Genomic DNA, 20,715 nt, shown 5'->3' with positions numbered 1-20,715 from the left:
CGCACGCCACAAAAAATTAACTTCCCGTTAACCTCTCGTTGGCGGCTCGTACAAACTTACTCAAATCATTGAACCCTGTCAAATCATCGAACCAAGCCCGTACAAAATTCGCAAAGAAGTAACCTCCCGGCTACCTCGCGGCGACTTGGATTAATGTAGCCCACCACAACCACACAACACAAACCCGCAGGACAGAATGCAAAAATGAAAAATGACGCCCTTCCAACGAGTGGAATGGGCGTCATCTATTGCTGCTTAGCTCAACTTAGCGCCAGCGAAGTTCTTCTTGCCTCGGCGCAGAACGAGCCAGCTGCCATGCAGGAGGTCGTCGGTAGACGGCTCCCACTCTGCCGATTCGATGCGCTGGTTATTGACGTAGGCGCCGCCTTCCTTGATGGTGCGGCGAGCAGCACCCTTGGAATCGGCCAAACCGCTGGCCACCAGTAGGTCAACAATGGTGCGCGGTTCGCCGGCGGCAATTTCCGCGACAGTGGTTTCCGAAAGCGCACCGGCAAGGGTCTTTTCATCAAGCTCGGAAAGTTCCGCCTTACCGAATAGTGCTTGAGCAGCAAGCTCGACAGCCTTGGTTGCCTGTTCGCCGTGAACCAGATCGGTCATCTCTTGAGCCAAGCGACGCTGAGCCGCACGCTTATAAGGCTCCTCTTCCACCGCGCGCTCGTATTCCGCAATTTCCTCCTGCGTCAGGAAGGTAAACCAGCGCAGGTAGTCAATGACTACAGAATCACCGGCATTGAGGAAGTACTGGTACCAGGAGTATGCGGAAGTCTTTTCCGGATCGAGCCAAAGCTTTCCGCCGCCAGTAGACTTGCCGAACTTCTGTCCGGAGGCGTCGGTAACCAGCGGCACCGTAAGACCATGTACCTTGGTGCCATCGATACGACGGTTAAGGTCTACGCCAGAGACGATGTTGCCCCACTGATCGCCGCCGCCGATCTGCAATACGCAATCGCGCTCGCGCCGGAGCTGCACAAAGTCATTGGACTGCAAGAGCATGTAGGAAAACTCGGTGTAAGAAATGCCGTCGCCCTCGAGGCGCCGCTTTACGGTATCGCGATCCAGCATCGTGTTTAGGGAGAAGTTCTTTCCTACGTCACGCAAAAAGTCGATGACGGACATGTTCATGGTCCAATCGGCGTTGTTGACCATGGTGGCAGCCTGCTCGCCGTCGAAATCGATGAACCGACGCAGCTGCCCCTTGATGGCTTCGAGGTTATGGGCCAGGTCTTCCTCACTCAGCATCGAACGCTCGCCGACGTCGCGCGGATCGCCGATGAAGCCAGTTGCGCCACCCGCCAGTGCGATTGGGTGGTGGCCGGCGTTTTGGAAGCGGCGCAGCATGATGAGTGGAACCAAGTGGCCTGCATGGAGGGAGTCACCCGTGGGGTCGAAGCCGCAGTACAGTGCGATGGGGTTCTCGCATGCCTCGCGCAGGGCCTCAAGATCGGTGGACTGGTTAATCAGTCCACGCCATTGCAGTTCATCGATGATATTCATGGGAGTCTTTCTGAGAGTCGAGGTTAAGCTGGCCATTTCTGGGCGTGGTCTACAAGCATCACTGGGATGTCATCCTCAATGGGATAGGCAATGCCCAGCCGCTCGTTGACGAGAACCTGTTTATCTTCCAGATATGTCAAAGGGCCCTTGTCTTGCGGGCAGACAAGGACCTCTAGCAACTTCGGGTCAAGACTCATGCGTCTTATCTTAGCGGGTAGAGGAAGAAGTTGGATCCCCCTACCCCACTTTGGCCTTAGAGCAGGGACGGAACGTTTGCAACCAGGGAGAAGAGATCCTTGGGATCATCGGGGTTGGCGATGATGTCAATCTCGGACTCCAAATCGGTGCCCTTGACGGAATCGCGCAGGTAACGCAGGGCGGAGAAGTCGTTGATGGCGAATCCGACATCGTCGAAGAGGGTGATCTGCTCATCGTCATCGCGGCCGGTGGCCTGGCCAGTGAGCACCTGGTAGAACTCGACAACCGGGAAGTCCTCCGGCTTCTGCTGGATTTCACCTTCGATACGGGTCTGCTCTGGGAACTCTACGAAGACCTTGGACTTGTCCAGGATGGAGCTCTCCAGCTCGGTCTTGCCCGGGCAGTCACCGCCAACGGCATTGAGGTGGACGCCTGGAGCGACGTGGCGCTCAGCCAGAATCTGGTTTTGAGCCTTGTCTGCGGTACAGGTGGTGATGATGTCTGCACCCAAAACCGCCTCGTCGACGCTGGAGCAAGCAGTGATATTAAAGCCCAGTGGCTCCAAGTTGCGCTTGAACTTTTCTACCGCCTCAGGGTCGATGTCATAGATGGTGATGTCCTCAATTCCCATAACGCCGCGGAAGCCAAGTGCCTGGAACTCGGACTGGGAGCCGGCTCCAACCATGGCCATGCGCTTGGAATCCTTGCGCGCCAAGTGCTTTGCCACCATGGCGGACGTCGCGGCGGTACGCAGGGCAGTAAGCAGCGTCATCTCGGCTTCGAAGGTGGGGTAACCATTGTCGACGTCGGCAAGCACGCCAAAGGCAGTGACGGTCTGGAAACCGCGAGCCGGGTTGGAGGGGTGACCGTTGACGTACTTGAAGGAGTACTCCTTGCCATTGGAGGTAGGCATGAGCTCGATAACGCCGAACGGGGTGTGGGAGGCAACGCGCGGAATCTTGTCGAAGCGCTCCCACTCGCGGTAGTCGGCCTCGAGGTAGTCCACCATTCCGGTAATGATGTTTTCTACGCCTTCGCGCTGAATCCAGCGCGCCATATTCTCTACATCTACGAACTTAACTGCGTGGTTCATAAAAGTTCCTTTCTATTTCTTTGGGTGAAGGTCTGTTTGCGGTGCGGCCGGGAAGCTGGAGGTTGGCAGGTGCTTGGCCTTCTTCTCTTCCGCGATGGCGCGAATGCGGTCGCGCCATGCGTACCACATTGCCATAAAGACCGGAACGAGGAGCAGGGTCGACGCAAGTGCAAAAGTACCGATTGGATAATCAAAGGCCATCAAGATAATGACTAGGCCAATGAAGATGAGCACTGCCCAGTCTCCGCCTTCGCCAAACGGCGAGCGGTATCCCGGTCGGGTGTAGCTTCCACTCTTAGCCAGGCGCACAAATTTGAGGTGCGAGAGCGCAACTGCCGCCCAGGACGCCAATGTACCCAAGGCTGCCAGGTTGAGCACGATTTCAAACGCCATCTCCGGCACCACATAGTTGAGGAAAACGCCTACCAAGCCCACCATGGCCGCCATGACGATGCCTCCGTAGGGCACGCCAGACTTGGACATTCGAGCGCCAAACTTCGGGCCGGAGCCGGAAGTGGACATGTTGTACATAATGCGGCCGGTGGAATACAGGCCGGCGTTGAGCGAGGAAATCGCAGCGGTGATAACGACAAGCTGGAAAATCGGGGCCGCCGCACCTACACCGAGGGACTCAAAGAAGGTCACAAATGGCGATACGTCAGCGACGTAATTGGTGTACGGCAGCACGAGCGTAAGCAGCAGCACGGAACCGAAGTAGAAAATCAGGATGCGCAGCAGCACGTTGTTGACTGCACGCGGAATGTGCTTTTCTACGTTCTTGGTCTCGCCGGAGGTGGTGCCGACAAGCTCAATGCCGGCATAGGCGAAGACGACGCCTTGGATGACGATCACGGCAGGCATCAAGCCATTAGGCAGCCAGCCGCCGGTATCAGAAATGAGGCTAAAGCCGGTCGGATCGCCACTCGGGTGGCCAAAGATGAGGACGCCGATGGCCACAAACATGAAGATGAGCAGCGCGACGATCTTAATCAAGGAGAACCAGTACTCCAGCTCGCCGAAGATCTTCACCGAGAGCATATTGAACAGGAGGATGCCGCAGATGACCACGAGCGCAAGTGTCCACTGCGGGACGGAGTCGAGCCACGACGTGTACTGACTAAACCACTTTATGTAGATGGCGACGGCTGTGCCATCCGCCACAAGGGTCATGGCCCAGTTTCCCCAGTACAACCAGCCGGTGACGAAAGCGGTCTTCTCGCCATAAAACTCGCGAGCATAAGACACGAATGAGCCGGAGCTGGGGCGATAGACGATGAGCTCGCCAAGTGAACGCAAGATGATGTAGCCAAAGAAGCCACATACGAGGTACAGCACGGCGAGGAAGGGGCCCGCGTCTTGCAGGCGGCTGCCGGTGCCCAGGAGAAGGCCAGTACCGATTGCGGAACCGATGGCGATCATCTGTAACTGGCGATTGCCCATTCCCTTTTGCAGGCCGTGGTCTTCCGAGGCGTAGACCGCCTTTTCATTCTCGTGTGGCCCATCTGGGGACGGGGGAGAATTTACTGTCATAGGAGAGATCGTCCTTTCATTACGGTGAACGAGTCTGTTAGGTCACATTCCCTGCAAGAATACTAACGCACCACACTGTTACCCATGTCACCGGTACCCCCATTGTGTTCAACAACGCAGTTGAAGGGTTGGGAATGGGGGTCAATCTCCCACCCCCGCAGCGAGACAAAAAAGAACCGCATGGCCAAAGACGATGCGGTTTTTAAAGCGCACTGAGAATTAGCGCAGCGGCTTCTGTGCCCACGCGCGAGCAGCCGCGGCACGCTCACGGACAGTCTCGCGCTGCTCAGCCACACGGACACCAGCGGTGCCGCCCTTGGTGGCACGAGAGGCCACTGCCCCGTCGATAGTGAGTACTTCACGGACGCTAGGCTTCAGCCGCTTGTCGACGTCCGCCAATTCCTCATCGGTGAGCTCCACCAGGTCAACTCCCCGCTCCTCAGCGATGCGCACGCAGGCGCCGGACGCTTCGTGCGCCTCACGGAAAGGAACGCCTTGGCGGACCATCCATTCGGCCAAGTCGGTAGCCAGCGTGAACCCGCGCGGGGCAAGTTCGCGCATGCGGTCCTCGTGGAAAGTCAGCGTGGACACCAGCCCCGTCATTGCCGGCAGCAGCAGGTTAAGCTGCGCCACCGAATCAACGATGGGCTCCTTATCTTCCTGCAGGTCGCGGTTATAGGCCAGCGGCTGTGCCTTTAGCGTGGACAGGAGACCGGTGAGGTTACCAATAAGGCGGCCGGTCTTGCCGCGGGTAAGCTCTGGCACGTCCGGATTTTTCTTTTGCGGCATGATGGACGAGCCGGTCGACCATGCATCATCGAGCGTGACGTAGCCGTATTCGGGCGTGCACCAGTAGATAATCTCTTCCGAAAGTCGGGACATGTCGACGGCAATCTGCGCCAAGACAAATGCCGTTTCAGAGGCGAAGTCACGAGCCGCAGTACCATCCAAGGAGTTCTCAGCGGCGGCATCAAAGCCGAGCTCTTCCGCAATGGCTTCCGGATCTAGCTGCAAAGAGGAGCCGGCTAGAGCGCCGGAACCGTAGGGCGATACAGCCAAGCGCTTATCCAGGTCCTGCAGACGCTCAATATCGCGCAGAAGTGGCTGCGCATGGCCCAGTAGCTCATGCGCCAAAAGAACTGGCTGTGCCGCCTGCGAGTGAGTTTTGCCCGGCATAATGGCGTCCGGATGTGCTGCTGCCTGATCAGCCAAGGCATCCACCAAGTCGCTCACCTGAGCCGCGGTATCGCGAATGGCATCGCGCACCCACATGCGAAACAGCGTCGCGACCTGGTCATTACGGGAACGGCCGGCGCGCAGGCGACCGCCTACCTCTGGACCCACAATCTCGATGAGCCCGCGCTCCATCGCACCGTGGACGTCCTCGTCCGTGGGCGCTGGGCGGAACTCACCGGAGGCCACTTTCTCCCCTAGCTCGGTGAGACCGGAGAGCATCGTGTCCAAGTCGACGTCGGAAAGCAAGCCAGCTTTGTGCAGCACCTTGGCATGCGCCTTGGAGGCTAGTACGTCATATGGTGCCAGCACCCAGTCAAAGTGAGTAGATACAGAGAGGGCAAACATCGCCTCAGATGGACCACCCGAGAAGCGGCCGCCCCATAGGGCACCCTCATTAGTCTTATGCGGTTCCATGTGCTCCTACTTCTGCGCGCTCGTAGGGAAACCGCCGTCGCGGTCGCGCTGGTTGGAGATCTGGGTGGACAGGCCGTGTAGCTGCACAAAGCCCTTAGCAGCGGTCTGATCGAAGGTATCGCCAGTGTCATAAGTAGCCAAGTCAAAGGAGTACAGCGACTGGCCGGAACGGCGGCCGGTGACTGTGGCGGTACCGGCATGCATGCTCAGGCGAATATCACCGGTGACGTTTTCCTGGGACTCCTCAACGAAGGCATCCAGAGAACGCTTCAGCGGCGAGTGCCAGAGACCGTCATAGACCTCCTCGGACCAGCGGGCATCGGTCAAGCGCTTGTAGCGAGCCAACTCGCGCTCCACGGTGACATCCTCCAGCGCCTCGTGGGCCTGGATGAGGACCATAGCGCCTGGAGCCTCATAGACCTCACGGGACTTAATGCCTACCAAGCGGTCCTCCACCATATCCAGACGGCCAATACCCTGCGCACCAGCGCGGCGGTTGACCTCTTCAATAATCTGCAGCGGGGACATCTTCTGGCCATCGACCGCCGCCGGGATGCCCTTCTCAAAGGAGATGATGATTTCATCCGGGGCATTACCCAGGCCCGGGTCCTCGGTATAGGCGTAGAGATCCTTTGTTGGCGGGTTCCACAGATCCTCAAGAAAACCGGTCTCTACCGCGCGGCCCCACAGGTTCTGATCGATGGAAAATGGCGAGGAAGCGGACTGCTCAATCGGCAGGTTAATCTCTTCCGCGAAGGCAATGGCCTTATCGCGGGTCCAGGCATAATCGCGTGCAGGGGCGATGATTTCGAGGGAAGGATCCTGGGCGCGGAAGGAAACCTCGAAGCGTACCTGATCATTACCCTTGCCGGTGCAACCGTGGGAGACGTGGGTTCCGCCGAATTCCTGGGCTGCTTTCACCAAGTGCTTGGTAATGAGGGGGCGAGAAATAGCCGATACCAGCGGGTACTGCTTCATGTACATGCCGTTTGCCTTGATGGTGGGAACGCAGTATTCCTCCGCAAACTCATCCTTGGCGTCGATAACGATGGACTCTACGGCACCGCAGTCAAGTGCACGCTGGCGAACCGATTCCATATCTTCGCCGCCCTGGCCCAAGTCCAGGGAAACGGCGACTACGTCACCACCGGTCATTTTTGCCAGGTATGGGATGGCAACGGAAGTATCAAGGCCACCAGAGTAAGCCAAGACTACGCGTGCGGACATGGTTAATCTCCTTGTTCTATTGGAAACAATTCATCTAAGTACATAATATACGATGGTGGTCTGGATTGCCACCACCGCCGTCTAAATATTCCGCGTGGTAAGTGTCACTGCCAGATCTGCTCCCGTGACGCCCTCGCGCGCCAAGACGAAGATGGTGTCATCGCCGGCGATGCAACCAATGACATCGTGTAGGCCCACCCTGTCAATAAAGCTGGCAAGGTACTGGGCCGCACCGGCTGGGGTGCGCAGCATGGCTATATTGCCGGAAGAATCATGGGAAACCACGAGCTCATCGAGCATGCGGCGCAGCTTTTCACGGGGACCGCCCACCTGGTCTTCAAATTGCTCCAGCTCACCGCCGACCACGTAGTAGGAACGGCCACCATCGCGCTTTACCTTCTTCGCTCCCAACTCATCCAAGTCACGGGACAAAGTGGCTTGCGTGATGTCGATGCCGTCTGCGAGAAGAAGCTCGGATAGTTGCACCTGGCTGGTGACGCGATTGCGATCTAAAATCTCCAAGATCTTGGCCTGCCGAGCATTGCGGGTGGTCGGGGTGTTCATTACTTAGTTGGTCTCCTTATTTATTTCGAGCAACCAGACAAGAAGCGCTTTCTGCGCATGCAGGCGGTTTTCCGCTTCATCAAAGACGCGCGACTGTGGTCCATCAATTACCTCAGCCGTGACCTCATTTCCACGGTACGCCGGCAAACAATGTAAGAATATTGCATCCTTATGCGCCTTGCTCATTATGGTCGAATCAACCTGATATGGCAGAAACGGCGTACGCCTATCGCGGCCATCGTTTTCCTGCCCCATAGAGATCCAAGTATCTGTGATGACTACGTCTGCGCCTTCAACTTCATCGACGTCATCAGTAATGGTGATGTTGCCCCGCTTGCGCGCGCGGTCGACGAATTCCTGCCGCGGCTGGAATCCTTCGGGCGCGATAATAGAGACGTCCATGCCGGCCGTGGCGAAACCAATCATGTAGGAGTTAGCCATATTATTATCACCATCGCCCAGGTAGACGGCCTTTTTACCTTCAAGGTCACCCAAATTCTCGCGACAGGTCAGCAGGTCAGCCAAAATCTGGCAGGGATGCAGGTCGTCAGAAAGCGCATTCACCAGAGGAACGGTAGCAGTCTCCGCCATCTGGAGGAGATTGTCATGGTCAAAGGTGCGCCACACGATTGCCTCCACGTACCGCGAAAGCACCGCGGCCGTGTCTTGGTAGGACTCCCCTTTGCCCATCTGAGTCGTAGAAGTATCGACGGTAATGCCCTTGCCGCCCATATTCGCTACTGCGGTTTCAAAGGAAAAACGGGTCCGCGTAGACGTTTTATCAAAGAGCACCGCCACGGTCTTAGGCCCCTCTAGTGGGCGCTCTGCAAAGGGATCCTTCTTGAGCCTTTCAGCTAGATCCAAAACGGTTGCTTGTTCTTGTGGGCTGAGATCGTCGTCAGCCAGAAAGTGTCGCAGGCTCATGCCAGTTCCTCTACTATCGTCCGGAGTGTTGTCAGTGCTGTGTCTAGTTCATCGTGGGAAATAACCAAGGGTGGGGTGACGCGGAGTACATTCTCACTGGGCGCGTTGAGGATGAGCCCCTGTGCAAGCCCATCGCGCACGACCTGCTTAGCCACCGGTTTTGCTAATACAATGCCGAGCATCAGACCGCGGCCGCGTACGCGTTCTACAAGCGGCAGTTTTTCAATCTCTTGCCGCAGATAGTCACCCTTACGGGTAACTTCCGCAAGAAAGTCCGCATCCACGGTGTCAAGTACTACGTTTGCTGCAGCACAGGCCACGGGGTTTCCGCCAAAGGTGGTGCCATGGGAGCCAGGTTTAAACAAATCCTTGGCGCGACCTCGGGCAATGGTCGCACCGATGGGTACTCCGGCGCCCAAACCCTTTGCCATAGTGATGACATCCGGTTGAACGCCTTCTACCTCGTGGGCGAAAAAGGTACCCGTACGGCCCACGCCCGTCTGCACTTCATCCACCATGAGCAAAATGCCGTATTCATCGCACAGCTCGCTTACCTTCTGCATGAATCCCGCAGGGGCCGGAATGACGCCGGTCTCTCCCTGAATGGGCTCAAGGATGATAGCCGCAGTATCGGTGGGATCTTGCTCTACCACCTGACGCAGGTAGTTCGCGTCCCCGAACGGGTAGAATTCGACCCCGCCCGGTAGTGGGTGGAAGGCGCGCTGCTTATCGGGCTGGCCGGTCAGGGCAAGCGCACCCATGGTGCGGCCATGGAAGCCGTGTTCTGCCGCGAGGATTCGGCGCCTGCCAGTCAAGCGGGCAAGCTTAAATGCGGCCTCGTTCGCTTCGGCGCCAGAGTTGCAGAAGAAGACGCGGGCACCGCTATCCCCTACCCGCCTAATCAACTTCTCCCCGGCGTCGAGCACCGGCTGCGTGGCAAAGAGGTTCGAGGTATGCGCCAAGGTGCGGGCCTGGTGCGAAACCGCCTGCGCCACCTGCTCATTGCCATAGCCCAAAGAATTGACAGCAATCCCAGCGAGAAGGTCGATATAGCTCTTCCCCTCCTCATCAGTCAGCGTTGCTCCTTGGCCGGAGACGAAGCCTATCGGTGGCGTGCCGTAGGTATCTACAATCGTCTCCGACCACCGTGTGGTCAAGCTCGGTGGCTTGTTCATGCTGCATCGTCCTTCCTGAAGATGGTCCCTTCGGGGTAGTCGTGTTTGTCATAGTCATCTGGCAGCACCATGGTTCCGACGCCGCCAGGGGTAAATAGTTCTAAAAGCACCGAGTGACCAATCCGGCCATCAATAACGTGGGCGGCCGATACCCCAGCTTTTACCGCCTTAAGGCAGGACTCCATTTTGGGAATCATGCCGGAGTCCAAGTGCGGCAATAGATGGGATAGCCGGCCACATTCAATCTTTGATACCAAGGACTCACGGTTCGGCCAGTCCGTATATAGCCCTTCTACGTTGGTAAGGATGATTAATCGCTCAGCCCCAATCGCGCTGGCCAAGGCGCCAGCCGCACTATCGGCGTTGATGTTATAAATAGCGCCATCCTCTCCCGGTGCAATGGTCGAGACCACAGGGATGCGTCCGGCCTGGATAATATCCATGACGGCTGCAGGGTTGACCTCTACGATGTCGCCGACCATGCCAATATCGGTAGGTTGTCCATCGATCTCCACCAGCCGTTTCGTAGCCCGAAATAGTCCTGCATCTTCTCCTGAGGTCCCCACTGCATAAGGACCATGGGAATTGATGAGGTTGACCAATCCGCGGCCCACCTGCCCAAACAGCACCATGCGCACGACGTCCATGACTTCCGGCGGGGTCACGCGGAAGCCGCCTCGAAACTCCCCTTCAATGCCGAGCTTCTGCAGCATAGAGTTGATCTGTGGCCCGCCACCGTGGACCACCACGGGATGGACACCGACGGTGCGCAAAAAGACCATATCCGCCGCAAAGGCCGCCTTGAGCTCCTCATCCACCATGGCATTTCCGCCATATTTCACCACCACTATGGTGTCCCGATAGTGCTGGAGCCACGGCAGTGCATCTGCCAAGACAGTGGCCCGCTCGTGGTCCCTAAGTCCGTTAATCATTCTCATCTCCTCCCTAGGAGCTATACGCCGAATTGATTTCCACGTAGGCATGGGAGAGATCCGTCGTGCGCACGAATGCCGACCCCGCGCCTCCCGTGCCCAGATCCACGCGAACATCAATATCGGCGCCGCTCAGGTCCACCTCGCGTGCCCCCGGCGTGCCCGTTGATGCTAAACAGACCGGCTGGTCATTGAAATAAACGGAGATGTTGTCCGGATCCATTTCTGCGTCTGCCATTCCCACAGCGGCGAGGACACGTCCCCAATTAGGATCGGAACCAAACATGGCGCACTTAAATAGGTTGTCGCGGCCCAAGGTGCGCGCGGCATTGAGGGCCTGATCATCCGTGGCCGTGCCCTCTACCGTGATTGTGACGCGCTTAGTCACGCCTTCCGCATCCGCTTGCAATTGGTCCGCAATGTCCGCGCACACCGCGAGCACCGCCGCGTCAAGGTCTTCTTGGCTGGGTGCAATCCCCGATGCCCCAGAGGCCATGAGGATTACCGTGTCATTGGTGGAGGTAGACCCATCTACGTCGAGGGTGTTAAAAGTCTTGGCCGCGGCCTTGTCTAGGGCGCTGTGGAGTGCGGGAGCACTCGCGGCGGCGTCGGTAGTAAGGCATACCAGCATCGTTGCGAGAGAAGGAGCCATCATGCCTACTCCCTTGCCCATGGCCCCTACCGACCAGCCGTCCGTAGTATAGGTGGCTTCTTTGGTCACGGTATCGGTGGTCATAATGGCTGCGGCTGCCGCGTGTGCGTGTTCCGCACTCGTGCCAAGGCCCTTCACTACGTCGGCCGCACCAGCCAACACCTTGTGCATTGGCATGGGCTCACCGATAAGTCCCGTCGAACAGGCGGCAATGTCTCCCTCGGGAAGGCGCAGGGAGTGAGCGACCTCGGCTACCAGCGCAGCGGCGTCCTTGTCGCCCTGCGCACCATTGCACGCATTGGCGTTTCCAGAATTGAAGATGACCGCAGCCAATTGACCATCGCTGATCGCCTTGTGGGAGAGTTTCACCGGCGAGGCCACCACGCGGTTACGGGTAAAGACTGCCGCCGCGTCGAAGCGAGGTCCGTTATTGACCACCAAAGCCATATCGGGCGTGCCGGAGGGCTTAATCCCCGCTGTAGTTGCGCCGGCGCTAAAGCCGGCGGGGCCGGTGATCCCAGCTGTACTCATTGTATTCTCCTAGTGTTATGGGGCTACGGCCGCTTGCGGCAGGCCCGAGGTTTCATCCCAGTCAAGTGCCAGGTTCATGCATTGCAACGCGGCGCCAGCCGTTCCCTTGCACAGGTTGTCTAGCGCTGATGTGACAACGAGCCGTTGGGCGCGTTCGTCCACGTGAGCTTGGATATGGACCATGTTGGTGCCCACGACGTTCTGGGTTTCGGGTTGCTGCCCGGTGGCAAGGACGTGGCAAAAGGGCTCTTGGGCATAAAAGTCACGGAATGCTGTCTCCACGTCACGCTTGCCGACGCCCCCTTTAAGCCCCGCCGTAGTCGTCGCCAAAATCCCACGGGGCAAGGGCGCGAGAACCGGTGTAAAGCTAACGGAGAGCTTCTCCTTGGCAAAAGGCTGCAGGTTTTGCAGGATCTCTGGGGTGTGTCGGTGCGTCCCGCCAGGCTTATATGCTTTGAGGTTTCCCATGGTCTCCGCGCCAAGCTGCGCTACAGAAGCTTTCTTCCCGGCACCAGAGACTCCGGTGATAGCAATGACCGAAAGGTTCGGCTCAACGAGCTTGTGCGCCACGGCCGGCAGAACCCCAAGCGTGACCGCCGTAGGAAAACATCCCGGTACTGCTATTCGGTGAGCACGCCGCAGCGCTTCTCTATTGCCGGGCACCTCCGGAATTCCATAGGGCCAGCTTCCGGCATAGTCGCCGCCGTAGAAAGCATCCCAGTCGGACTTGCTACGAAGGCGAAAATCGGCGGCACAATCGATCACGGTGGTCTGCTGGCCTAGTTGTTGGGCGATGTCAGCAGAGTACCCGTGCGGTAGGCCGAAAAAGACAACATCATGCCCACGGAGATTTTCAACGGTCGTCTCTTCAATAACGCGACCCGCCAACTGAGGCAAGTGCGGCATGAGCTCACCTACCGTCTTCCCAGCGGTGGAATGCGCTGTGAGTGCACCAATGCGCAGGCGCCCACAAAGATAGGCCGGGTGAGATAGCAACAAGCGAAGGATCTCGCTTCCCGCGTATCCGGTGGCGCCTGCTATTGCTACTGAAATCGTCATAAGCGAGACTATAGCAATAAATACACTCGGCCGTATGTTATTCACACAAAAAGTGGAAATACCCTGGTTATTGCATCTCCAATAATGAAAAATGTATGAAAAAAAGGGGCGGTGAGCTAAATCTCACCGCCCCTTCCTAGGGCCTAGCTATGCGCGCATCTCTGCGCCCAAGCGCTGCTTAGCCAGCTCCGCTGCCGCCGTGCGGTGCTCATTGACTTCCTCATCGGTCAACGTGCGATCCGCTGCACGGAACAGCAGCTGGAAGGCCAGGGACTTCTTGCCCTCGCCCAATTGCTCGCCACGGAAAATGTCGAAGAGCTCAACGGACTCGATGAGCTCTCCCGCTCCCTCTTCCACCGTGGCGCGGACGCGCTCGGCTGGGACGTCTTCATCCACCACGAGCGCAATGTCCTGGTGCAACGCTGGGAAGGAGGACAATACCGGCGCCGGGAACTTCTCTTCCAATGGCATAGCGGTAACGTCCAGTTCCATAGCGCAGGTACGCGCCGGCAAGTTCAGCGCCTCCAAAACCTGCGGGTGAAGCTCACCGGCATGGCCCAGAACGATGTCAGTGCCAGCCACCTTCACGGCAGCACAACGGCCCGGATGCCAGGGAAGAGCCTGCGCTGCCTCCAGCTCGATATCCACACCGGCGGCGCGGGCGACCTGGCGGGCGGATTCGATAGCGTCGGCATAGCTATATGCGCGACCCTCGCCCCACGGTCCCTCATGCTCAATATTGCCGGTGGCCACCGTTGCAACGTGCAGCGGTTGCTCAGGAAGAGTATCCAGAAGTTCGCAAACAACCTGCTCAGAAGGTCGTTGCTCTACGGAAGGCATGGGCGATGCCTCAGCGCGCTTAAACGCCACCTGCTGCAGCCCGTACAGAGCAAGGTCGCTGCGGCCGCGAGCAACATTGCGCCCGATGGCCTCCAGCATGTTCGGGAGCAGAGTCGTGGACAAGATGGCCTTATCTGCCTCAAGCGGATTCTGCACCTCTACAGTGCGGCGGCGAGGATCATCCTTGTCCAGGCCCCACACATCAAAGGTGTCGTTCGCCACGAACGGGGCCGGCAATACCTCTGCATAACCGGCATAGGCCAAGCCGTGACCAATAGCGCGGCGACGCTTCTGCGCTGGGGTGAGACCGCGACCGCCGGCCGGAGTAGGTAGGACGGTAGGAATGTCCTCCAAGCCCTCAAGACGTAGGACTTCCTCAATGAGGTCAACATCCATAGAGATATCGGTGCGCCACGATGCAGGCGTTACCTGCAGCATGTCGCCCTCATCGGCGACAGTGCAGCCGACTTCCTCAAGGCGGGAAATCACGGTCTCACGGGGGTAGTCAACGCCGGCATACTCGCTGGCCTTTGCGGTGCGCAGGGCAATGGGCTCGCGCTTGGCGACGTCCCCGATTAGCGTCCGGCCTTCCTCAATGGTGCCGCCCGCCAGCTGCTGCAAGAGCGCACATGCGGTGTCTAGAGCGACCTCGACAATCGCAGGGTCCACGCCGCGCTCGAAGCGGCGGGAGGACTCGGACGACAACTTATGGCGGCGGGAGGTGCGCGCCACGGTGATCGGATCCCAGATAGCGGATTCGAAGACCACATCAGTGGTCTCCGCGGAGATTTCGGAGGTGGTACCGCCCATGACACCGGCCAGCGACTGGATGCCGTTGTCATCGCAGATGACCACATCTTCTGCAGAAAGCTCACGCTTTACGTGATCCAAGGTCTCAAACTTCTCGCCTTCGTCCGCATTACGGACAACGAGACTTCCTTGGATAACGTTGGCGTCAAATGCATGCATCGGGGCACCCAAAAGCAACATCACATAGTTAGTAATGTCCGTGGGCAGGTTCACGCTGCGCTGGCCGCAGAGCATGAGCTCGCGCTCCAGCCAGAACGGGGTGCGCGCCTGCGGGTCGATGCCAGAGACCTTGCGCAGGCCGAAACGCTGCGCCTTGGTCGCGGGGTCTAGAGTGACGTCGATAAGCGAGCCCTGCGCCTCCGGAACAGCAGAGGTATCAATGCCAGCAACCGACGGCTCCTCGGCAATATCGGCAAATTCCAGATCGAAAGCCGAGGCAATCTCACGACTCAAACCGCGCGCGGACAGGGCGTAGCCGCGATCCGGGGTGATGTTGACGTCAAAGTCGGTATCGTGCAGCCCAATAATCGGGCGAGCGTCCTCGCCCACCTTATCGGCGACGTCATCGCCCAAGACGATGATGCCGTTCGCTTGTGCACCTAGACCGAGCTCAGCGCCGGAGCATAGCATGCCATTGGAGATGTGGTCGTAGGTCTCGCGAGCCGCAATTTTGAAGCCACCTGGCAGTTCCGATCCAGGAAGAGCTACGACGACATAGTCATTCAGGCGGAAGTTGCGGGCACCGCAAATGATTCCCTGCAGCTCGCCCGTACCATTAGCCTGGCCCACGTTGACTTGGCAGTAGCGGATGGGCTTTTTGAACTGAGTAAGTTCCTCGATCTCTACCACCTGGCCGATGACCAGCGGACCGGTGCTCTCCGGAACGGCAGCATAACCTTCGGTTTCAAAACCGACGCGCACGAATCCGGAGTCCATATCGGCAGCGGAAACATTCCAACCAGGATTCTTAGCGCCCAGGATGCGGGTGACCCAGTCTTGGGAAATAAGCATTAGTGTGTCTATCCTTTCTGGGTTTTAAGCCTGCACGCCAAACGGCAGGGTGAAGCGGACATCGCCTTCGACCATGTCGCGCATATCGGTCAAGCCATTGCGGAACTGCAGCGTGCGCTCGAGGCCCATACCGAAGGCAAAGCCCGTGTATTCCTCTGGGTCAACGCCTACGGCGCGCAGCACATTGGGATTCACCATGCCGCAGCCGCCCCACTCGATCCAGCCGGCCCCGCCCTTCTTATTAGGGAACCACACATCAACCTCGGCAGAGGGCTCAGTGAACGGGAAGTAATTCACGCGCATGCGCGTCGTGGTCTCCGGGCCGAACAGCACCTTGGCCAAGTGCTCAAGGGTGCCGCGCAGGTGAGCCATGGTCAGGCCCTTATCCACGGCCAAACCCTCTACCTGGTGGAAAACCGGGGTATGGGTGGCATCCAGTTCATCGGTGCGGAATACGCGACCTGGGCAAGCGATATACAGCGGCACATCGCGCTCCAGCATCGTGCGCACCTGTACCGGAGAGGTGTGCGTGCGTAGCACCTGCTTAGAGCCCTCGCCGGAGACGTGGAACGTATCCTGCAGGGTACGTGCTGGGTGATCGGGCTTAAAGTTCAGGGCGTCGAAGTTAAAGTACTCCGCCTCAACCTCGGGGCCATCCGCGATTTCCCAGCCCATGCCGACGAAAATATCCGCAATGCGTTCCGACAATGCGGTAATCGGGTGAAGGGCACCAGTCTGAGTGCGGGTGGTAGGGATCGTGACATCTACAGTCTCTGCTCGCAATTGCTCTTCGCGAGCCTTCTGCTCCAAGACGTCCTTAACCTGGGCAAAGCGCTTTTCCATCTTCCCGCGGGCCATGTTGACAGCCTTGCCAGCGCTCTTGCGCTGATCCTTGGGCAACTGCCCCAAAGACTGGCGCGCCTGCGGAATATAGCCGCCATCTCCTAGGTGCTCGCGGCGGGCTGCAGCAAGCTCATCGAGCGTTTCGGCTGCGTCGAAGGCTGCGATAGCCTTATCGGCCGCGGCCCCGAGAGCCTCTTCGGTCAATTCGATCTGCGGTGTATCGGACACGTACTTCGTACCTTCTTCTCGCGCGAAAACTAACGCGTGCAATCTTACTCTGTCCCGGCTAGTCCAACCGCCCCAGGGACCCCCTTTTCATTCGGGGTTCTGCTTAACTGTGCTCTTGGGCCTTTGCTGACTCATAGAGACAGATACTTGCGGCGGTCGCTAGGTTGAGTGACTCTGCGCGCCCGCGTAGCGGAATACGCACCCGCATGTCGGCTTCTTCCAGTAGCTCCCCCAACCCATGGGCCTCGTTGCCAAAAAGCCACGCCGTTGGCTGTGATAGATCTGCCTCTGCGAGGTCTACTTCCCCATCGGCGGCCGTCGCCACAATCTGCATGCCCGATTTACGCAGCTGCCCCAAAACGTCTTTGATATTGGGATCCCGCGCTACCGGGACATGAAAGAGCGAACCGGCTGAAGCGCGCGCTACCTTGCAGCTGAGCGGATCGACCGTCTCGCCCGCAAAAATTACTCCATCCGCGCCCATGGCGTCGGAAGTTCTAATCAACGTGCCTGCGTTGCCCGGCTCCGAGGTGAGCACGGGAACAGAAACCAAACTTGGCTTGCCGTTAAGGATTTTACCCGCGGACCACAGCACTGGCTTGCATAGCGCGAAAAGCCCCGTGGTGGTGGCGGTATCAGATAAATGCTTAGCCGCCCTATCGGTGATGGGATGTACGTAGACCCCCATGTATCCACACGCGGTAATAATGTCACCGAAGCGCTCTGCTGCCTTTTCAGTGACGAAAACATCGACAGCAGCGCCAGTAGACACTGCGGCATCTACGGCGTTTTCTCCCTCAATCAGGAATTGCTTCGCCTTTTTCCGGTTAGCCGCGCGGTGCAGCTTGGCTGCGTTAACAATGCGCGGAGTGCGTTCAGTAAAGGCAGAGTCAAAATCCAAATTCATGGCTCCTACCCTACCTACTAGTTGCCTCGCCCCAGACTCAGCCCCAGCTGCGTAGGCAAAACAAAAAATCCTGTTGCCGGTAGGGCAACAGGATCACAATGTTCGGTGCTACTTAGCTAGTGGCACGCCGCGGGCGTCCTTATCGTAATCACCGGCGCCGGCAATGCTCATGATGAACTCAATGAAGACCCAGATTCCGACGATGGCCCAAAACGCGAATCCGAGCAAAAACCAGAAAGTAGCCCAGCCCAGGATATTAAGCACCAGCTGCGCTACGCCGAAGGTCGTGCGGCCGGTATAGAAGTTATGCGCGCCAAAGGAGCCCAAGAAGAAGCACAGAAGCAAAGTAGCGATCCAAGACTTTTGCTGTCCCTGCGCCACATACTGCTGCTGCACCGGATAGGAACCCATATTCGGTTGTGGTGCATAGCCTTGGTTGTATTGCGGCTGGTAACCGGCCTGCTGGTTATAGGGGTTGTACTGCTGGCCCTGGTTGTTGTCATAGGACTGGCCAGAATACTCGCCGTTTTCTGGCTGGTAGCCGCCATTCGGGTTTGTCACAGGAAATCTGCTCCTCGGTCTCGGGGTCACTCGGGGTCTGGACTCAATGTAACATGCGAGTCCGAGATCACTGGACAGATAGATGCAAAACGAACAAAGCCCGCTTCGCCCGGCACATAAGCCGGAGAAACGGGCGTTGTATTCCTAGTAATTAGGCAGCCTTAGGAGCGTTAACGTCCTCAGGCAGGGCAGCCTTAGCAGCCTCGCACAGTGCGGAGAATGCCTCGAAGTCATTGACAGCAAGCTCAGCGAGGATCTTACGGTCAACCTCGATCTCAGCCAGGCGCAGGCCGTGGATGAGACGGTTGTAAGTGATGTCGTTCATGCGGGCAGCAGCGTTGATGCGCTGGATCCACAGCTTACGGAACTCAGACTTACGAGCGCGACGATCGCGGTAAGCGTAAGTCATGGAGTGCAGCCACTGCTCCTTCGCCTTACGGTACAGGCGGGAACGCTGGCCGCGGTAGCCCTTAGCGGACTTCAGAATCGCGCGACGCTTCTTCTTTGCGTTAACTGAGCGCTTTACTCGTGCCACAGTGATACTTCCTTAATTCAGATTGTGATGGCGGATGTGGGTTGATTCGGCGCTATTATGCGCGGCCGAGCAGGCGCTTGACGCGCTTGGTGTCAGGCTGTGCGACTGCCTCGGTGCCCTTCAGGCGACGGGTACGCTTGGACGGCTTGCCCTCCAGCAGGTGGCGGCGGCCAGCCTGCTCACGGCGCAGCTTGCCGGAACCGGTCACCTTGATACGCTTTGCGGTGCCCTTGTGGGTCTTCTGCTTCATGAGTATTAAGTCCTTAAATCCTACGTGGAATCTGGTCTACTTCTTGCCCTTGCGAACCGGACCCAAAACCATGGTCATATTGCGACCATCCTGCTTGGGGCGGGACTCAACAACGCCAACTTCAGCGACGTCATCAGCCAAACGCTCCAAGAGGCGGAAACCCAGCTCCGGACGCGATTGCTCACGACCACGGAACATGATGGTCACCTTGACCTTGGATCCCTTCTCGAGGAAGCGAACTACGTTACCCTTCTTGGTCTCATAATCGTGATCATCGATCTTCGGGCGGAACTTCTGTTCCTTAACCACGGTCTGCTGCTGGTTCTTACGGGCTTCGCGAGCCTTCTGAGCCTGCTCGTACTTGAACTTGCCGTAGTCCATGATCTTGGCCACTGGGGGCTTTGCCTTCGGGGCTACCTCAACCAAGTCAAGGTCAGCCTCGTACGCAAGCTTGCGAGCATCATCGGTACGGACGATGCCCACCTGTTCACCACCGGGGCCTACCAAACGGACCTCGGGTACTCGGATACGCTCATTGATGCGAGCTTCAGCGCTGATTGTGGTTCTCCTCGATTAGGGGGTGTATGAGTAAGTAGTTCACCTACCGGGACCACAAACGAATCAAACCCGGTCTGCCAAAGACAGCCGGGAGTTCTCACAGTGCCAAGCACAAGTGCTTGGTTACCTTTACCTTTATCCTACGAAACATGTTCGCGGCATCGGGTGGGAGAGACTCCGCTTGTGACCCACGAACCTTGAAAAGGCGTCATGGGCGGTAGTGGCTTTGAGGATAGCAGTTTCTACCCTTTCCACCAAATCGCAACTCGCCTAGCGATCCTTGCATTGGGCTGCTGGCTCAATGTTTCCCTTCTCTACCTCAGCATCAACAATGTCGACCAGCTGATGTGCAAGGTCCTTTACTGCAGGTTCGGCTTTGGGATAGTCCTCGCCATCGGTAACCACAGATAACGCGACGCCGATGCGCTTGCCGGCCACCTCGTGGACGCCAAATTGGCGGTAGGTGTACTCATTGTCGTCCTCATCCAAGCCCCAGCCGCTCTTGGCGCGGGTTCGCTTCTCTTTCGACAGGCCAATCTTCTGCCAAGCCACAATGTCTTTGAGCACCTTGTGGACGTAGTCCGCCTCCTCAATGCAGGGCAATTCAGCACCGAAGACTGCTTGGTCTTTCAATGACCACGTGGAGTAGCCGAAGGCGGTGTCATGGATATCCGCGTGCGATCCATAGTCTTCGAGCAATTCCTCGACTGCCTTATCGGCGGAGCCTTCGCGCCATTGCACCTGGGACCACAAGGAGTAGGCGGCATCGTTATCGGATTCCTTGATTGCCAAGTCAACCAGGCTTTTATCCGCGCCGTCTTTCAGCGCCGCGATGGCGATTGGCACCTTAATGGTGGACCAGACAGGGCCCTTGCCCTTATCGCCCACCGCAATGGTGTCATCGCCGGCCGAAATAGCGACCCCCACCTTGGCGTGGTACTTCCTTGCGGAATTGTCTACTGCACGGTCAAGCTGAGTGCGCACTGAGTCCGGGTCAGGTGCCGGAGAGCTAGTCGACGGCGCTGGGACGTTCTCAGTTTCAGGATCGCCGGAGCAGGCGCTCACCGTAAACAGGGTGAGCGCTGCCAGCAGGCTAACGCCGAGGCGGCATCTATTCACAGT

Annotated in this window: 20 protein-coding genes; all 20 read right to left on the bottom strand. The window is 58.0% G+C overall.

The window, feature by feature from the left end:
• Positions 1 to 255 precede the first annotated feature (255 nt).
• Positions 256 to 1,515, bottom strand: coding sequence for a tyrosine--tRNA ligase (tyrS, locus tag QKD99_RS04745; RefSeq protein WP_284767340.1), 1,260 nt, complete (start codon positions 1,513 to 1,515; stop codon positions 256 to 258).
• A 23-nt stretch (positions 1,516 to 1,538) separates the two neighbouring features.
• Positions 1,539 to 1,712 (bottom strand): Trm112 family protein, encoded by a 174-nt coding sequence (locus QKD99_RS04740; RefSeq protein ID WP_005323252.1) that lies wholly within the window; start codon positions 1,710 to 1,712, stop codon positions 1,539 to 1,541.
• A gap of 56 nt (positions 1,713 to 1,768) precedes the next feature.
• Positions 1,769 to 2,806 carry an ornithine cyclodeaminase gene (locus tag QKD99_RS04735; RefSeq protein WP_005323253.1) on the bottom strand — a complete coding sequence of 346 codons (1,038 nt, stop codon included), beginning with the start codon at positions 2,804 to 2,806 and terminating at the stop codon, positions 1,769 to 1,771.
• Positions 2,807 to 2,818: 12 nt separating this feature from the next.
• Positions 2,819 to 4,336 carry an amino acid permease gene (locus QKD99_RS04730; protein WP_284767341.1) on the bottom strand — a complete coding sequence of 506 codons (1,518 nt, stop codon included), beginning with the start codon at positions 4,334 to 4,336 and terminating at the stop codon, positions 2,819 to 2,821.
• 219 nt (positions 4,337 to 4,555) lie between these two features.
• Positions 4,556 to 5,986, bottom strand: coding sequence for an argininosuccinate lyase (argH, locus tag QKD99_RS04725; RefSeq protein ID WP_284766173.1), 1,431 nt, complete (start codon positions 5,984 to 5,986; stop codon positions 4,556 to 4,558).
• A gap of 6 nt (positions 5,987 to 5,992) precedes the next feature.
• The gene (locus QKD99_RS04720; RefSeq protein ID WP_284767343.1) at positions 5,993 to 7,213 is read right to left on the bottom strand and encodes an argininosuccinate synthase; all 1,221 of its coding nucleotides are present in this window, start codon (positions 7,211 to 7,213) and stop codon (positions 5,993 to 5,995) included.
• An 81-nt stretch (positions 7,214 to 7,294) separates the two neighbouring features.
• Positions 7,295 to 7,777, bottom strand: a complete 483-nt coding sequence (locus QKD99_RS04715) for an arginine repressor (protein WP_005323257.1) — start codon at positions 7,775 to 7,777, stop codon at positions 7,295 to 7,297.
• Between the two features lie 3 nt (positions 7,778 to 7,780).
• Entirely contained in the window at positions 7,781 to 8,701 is a 921-nt protein-coding gene (gene argF, locus QKD99_RS04710) for an ornithine carbamoyltransferase (protein ID WP_284766174.1), read from the bottom strand.
• On the bottom strand, positions 8,698 to 9,876 hold the full coding sequence (locus tag QKD99_RS04705) for an acetylornithine transaminase (protein WP_347950847.1): 1,179 nt from the start codon (positions 9,874 to 9,876) through the stop codon (positions 8,698 to 8,700). Before QKD99_RS04705 ends, argF begins: the two co-directional genes overlap by 4 nt.
• Positions 9,873 to 10,808: an acetylglutamate kinase gene (argB, locus tag QKD99_RS04700; RefSeq protein WP_347950846.1), complete on the bottom strand. Its 936-nt coding sequence runs from the start codon at positions 10,806 to 10,808 to the stop codon at positions 9,873 to 9,875. The genes QKD99_RS04705 and argB overlap by 4 nt, the downstream gene beginning before the upstream one ends.
• A 13-nt stretch (positions 10,809 to 10,821) precedes the next feature.
• Positions 10,822 to 11,991, bottom strand: coding sequence for a bifunctional glutamate N-acetyltransferase/amino-acid acetyltransferase ArgJ (argJ, locus tag QKD99_RS04695; protein ID WP_347950845.1), 1,170 nt, complete (start codon positions 11,989 to 11,991; stop codon positions 10,822 to 10,824).
• Between the two features lie 15 nt (positions 11,992 to 12,006).
• On the bottom strand, positions 12,007 to 13,050 hold the full coding sequence (gene argC / locus QKD99_RS04690) for an N-acetyl-gamma-glutamyl-phosphate reductase (protein ID WP_347950844.1): 1,044 nt from the start codon (positions 13,048 to 13,050) through the stop codon (positions 12,007 to 12,009).
• A gap of 147 nt (positions 13,051 to 13,197) precedes the next feature.
• Positions 13,198 to 15,711 (bottom strand): phenylalanine--tRNA ligase subunit beta, encoded by a 2,514-nt coding sequence (gene pheT, locus QKD99_RS04685; protein WP_347950843.1) that lies wholly within the window; start codon positions 15,709 to 15,711, stop codon positions 13,198 to 13,200.
• Between the two features lie 24 nt (positions 15,712 to 15,735).
• Entirely contained in the window at positions 15,736 to 16,782 is a 1,047-nt protein-coding gene (gene pheS, locus QKD99_RS04680) for a phenylalanine--tRNA ligase subunit alpha (protein WP_005327862.1), read from the bottom strand.
• A 103-nt stretch (positions 16,783 to 16,885) separates the two neighbouring features.
• A complete protein-coding gene (locus tag QKD99_RS04675) occupies positions 16,886 to 17,689 on the bottom strand; it encodes an RNA methyltransferase (RefSeq protein WP_239279288.1) in 804 nt (267 codons plus the stop codon).
• Between the two features lie 108 nt (positions 17,690 to 17,797).
• Positions 17,798 to 18,250 carry a TM2 domain-containing protein gene (locus tag QKD99_RS04670; protein ID WP_347950842.1) on the bottom strand — a complete coding sequence of 151 codons (453 nt, stop codon included), beginning with the start codon at positions 18,248 to 18,250 and terminating at the stop codon, positions 17,798 to 17,800.
• Between the two features lie 151 nt (positions 18,251 to 18,401).
• Complete coding sequence (rplT, locus tag QKD99_RS04665) at positions 18,402 to 18,785, bottom strand: 50S ribosomal protein L20 (RefSeq protein ID WP_005323264.1); 384 nt, start codon at positions 18,783 to 18,785, stop codon at positions 18,402 to 18,404.
• Positions 18,786 to 18,840: 55 nt separating this feature from the next.
• Positions 18,841 to 19,035 (bottom strand): 50S ribosomal protein L35, encoded by a 195-nt coding sequence (rpmI, locus tag QKD99_RS04660; protein ID WP_005323265.1) that lies wholly within the window; start codon positions 19,033 to 19,035, stop codon positions 18,841 to 18,843.
• 36 nt (positions 19,036 to 19,071) lie between these two features.
• A complete protein-coding gene (infC, locus tag QKD99_RS04655; RefSeq protein ID WP_080970442.1) occupies positions 19,072 to 19,593 on the bottom strand; it encodes a translation initiation factor IF-3 in 522 nt (173 codons plus the stop codon).
• A 270-nt stretch (positions 19,594 to 19,863) separates the two neighbouring features.
• Positions 19,864 to 20,712: a hypothetical protein gene (locus QKD99_RS04650; RefSeq protein ID WP_347950841.1), complete on the bottom strand. Its 849-nt coding sequence runs from the start codon at positions 20,710 to 20,712 to the stop codon at positions 19,864 to 19,866.
• Positions 20,713 to 20,715 lie beyond the last annotated feature (3 nt).

Source organism: Corynebacterium sp. c3Ub_189, from assembly GCF_039907195.1.
Classification (GTDB): domain Bacteria; phylum Actinomycetota; class Actinomycetes; order Mycobacteriales; family Mycobacteriaceae; genus Corynebacterium.
The sequence above is the reverse complement of the archived record's forward strand: the minus strand, read 5'-3'. Positions and strand labels throughout refer to the sequence as shown.

Excerpts from the sequence above, each read along its gene's own strand:
- tyrS (WP_284767340.1), bottom strand. The coding sequence starts at position 1,515 with ATGAATATCATCGATGAACTGCAATGGCGTGGACTGATTAACCAGTCC.
- QKD99_RS04740 (WP_005323252.1), bottom strand. The coding sequence starts at position 1,712 with ATGAGTCTTGACCCGAAGTTGCTAGAGGTCCTTGTCTGCCCGCAAGAC.
- QKD99_RS04735 (WP_005323253.1), bottom strand. The coding sequence starts at position 2,806 with ATGAACCACGCAGTTAAGTTCGTAGATGTAGAGAATATGGCGCGCTGG.
- QKD99_RS04730 (WP_284767341.1), bottom strand. The coding sequence starts at position 4,336 with ATGACAGTAAATTCTCCCCCGTCCCCAGATGGGCCACACGAGAATGAA.
- argH (WP_284766173.1), bottom strand. The coding sequence starts at position 5,986 with ATGGAACCGCATAAGACTAATGAGGGTGCCCTATGGGGCGGCCGCTTC.
- QKD99_RS04720 (WP_284767343.1), bottom strand. The coding sequence starts at position 7,213 with ATGTCCGCACGCGTAGTCTTGGCTTACTCTGGTGGCCTTGATACTTCC.
- QKD99_RS04715 (WP_005323257.1), bottom strand. The coding sequence starts at position 7,777 with ATGAACACCCCGACCACCCGCAATGCTCGGCAGGCCAAGATCTTGGAG.
- argF (WP_284766174.1), bottom strand. The coding sequence starts at position 8,701 with ATGAGCCTGCGACACTTTCTGGCTGACGACGATCTCAGCCCACAAGAA.
- QKD99_RS04705 (WP_347950847.1), bottom strand. The coding sequence starts at position 9,876 with ATGAACAAGCCACCGAGCTTGACCACACGGTGGTCGGAGACGATTGTA.
- argB (WP_347950846.1), bottom strand. The coding sequence starts at position 10,808 with ATGATTAACGGACTTAGGGACCACGAGCGGGCCACTGTCTTGGCAGAT.
- argJ (WP_347950845.1), bottom strand. The coding sequence starts at position 11,991 with ATGAGTACAGCTGGGATCACCGGCCCCGCCGGCTTTAGCGCCGGCGCA.
- argC (WP_347950844.1), bottom strand. The coding sequence starts at position 13,050 with ATGACGATTTCAGTAGCAATAGCAGGCGCCACCGGATACGCGGGAAGC.
- pheT (WP_347950843.1), bottom strand. The coding sequence starts at position 15,711 with ATGCTTATTTCCCAAGACTGGGTCACCCGCATCCTGGGCGCTAAGAAT.
- QKD99_RS04675 (WP_239279288.1), bottom strand. The coding sequence starts at position 17,689 with ATGAATTTGGATTTTGACTCTGCCTTTACTGAACGCACTCCGCGCATT.
- rpmI (WP_005323265.1), bottom strand. The coding sequence starts at position 19,035 with ATGAAGCAGAAGACCCACAAGGGCACCGCAAAGCGTATCAAGGTGACC.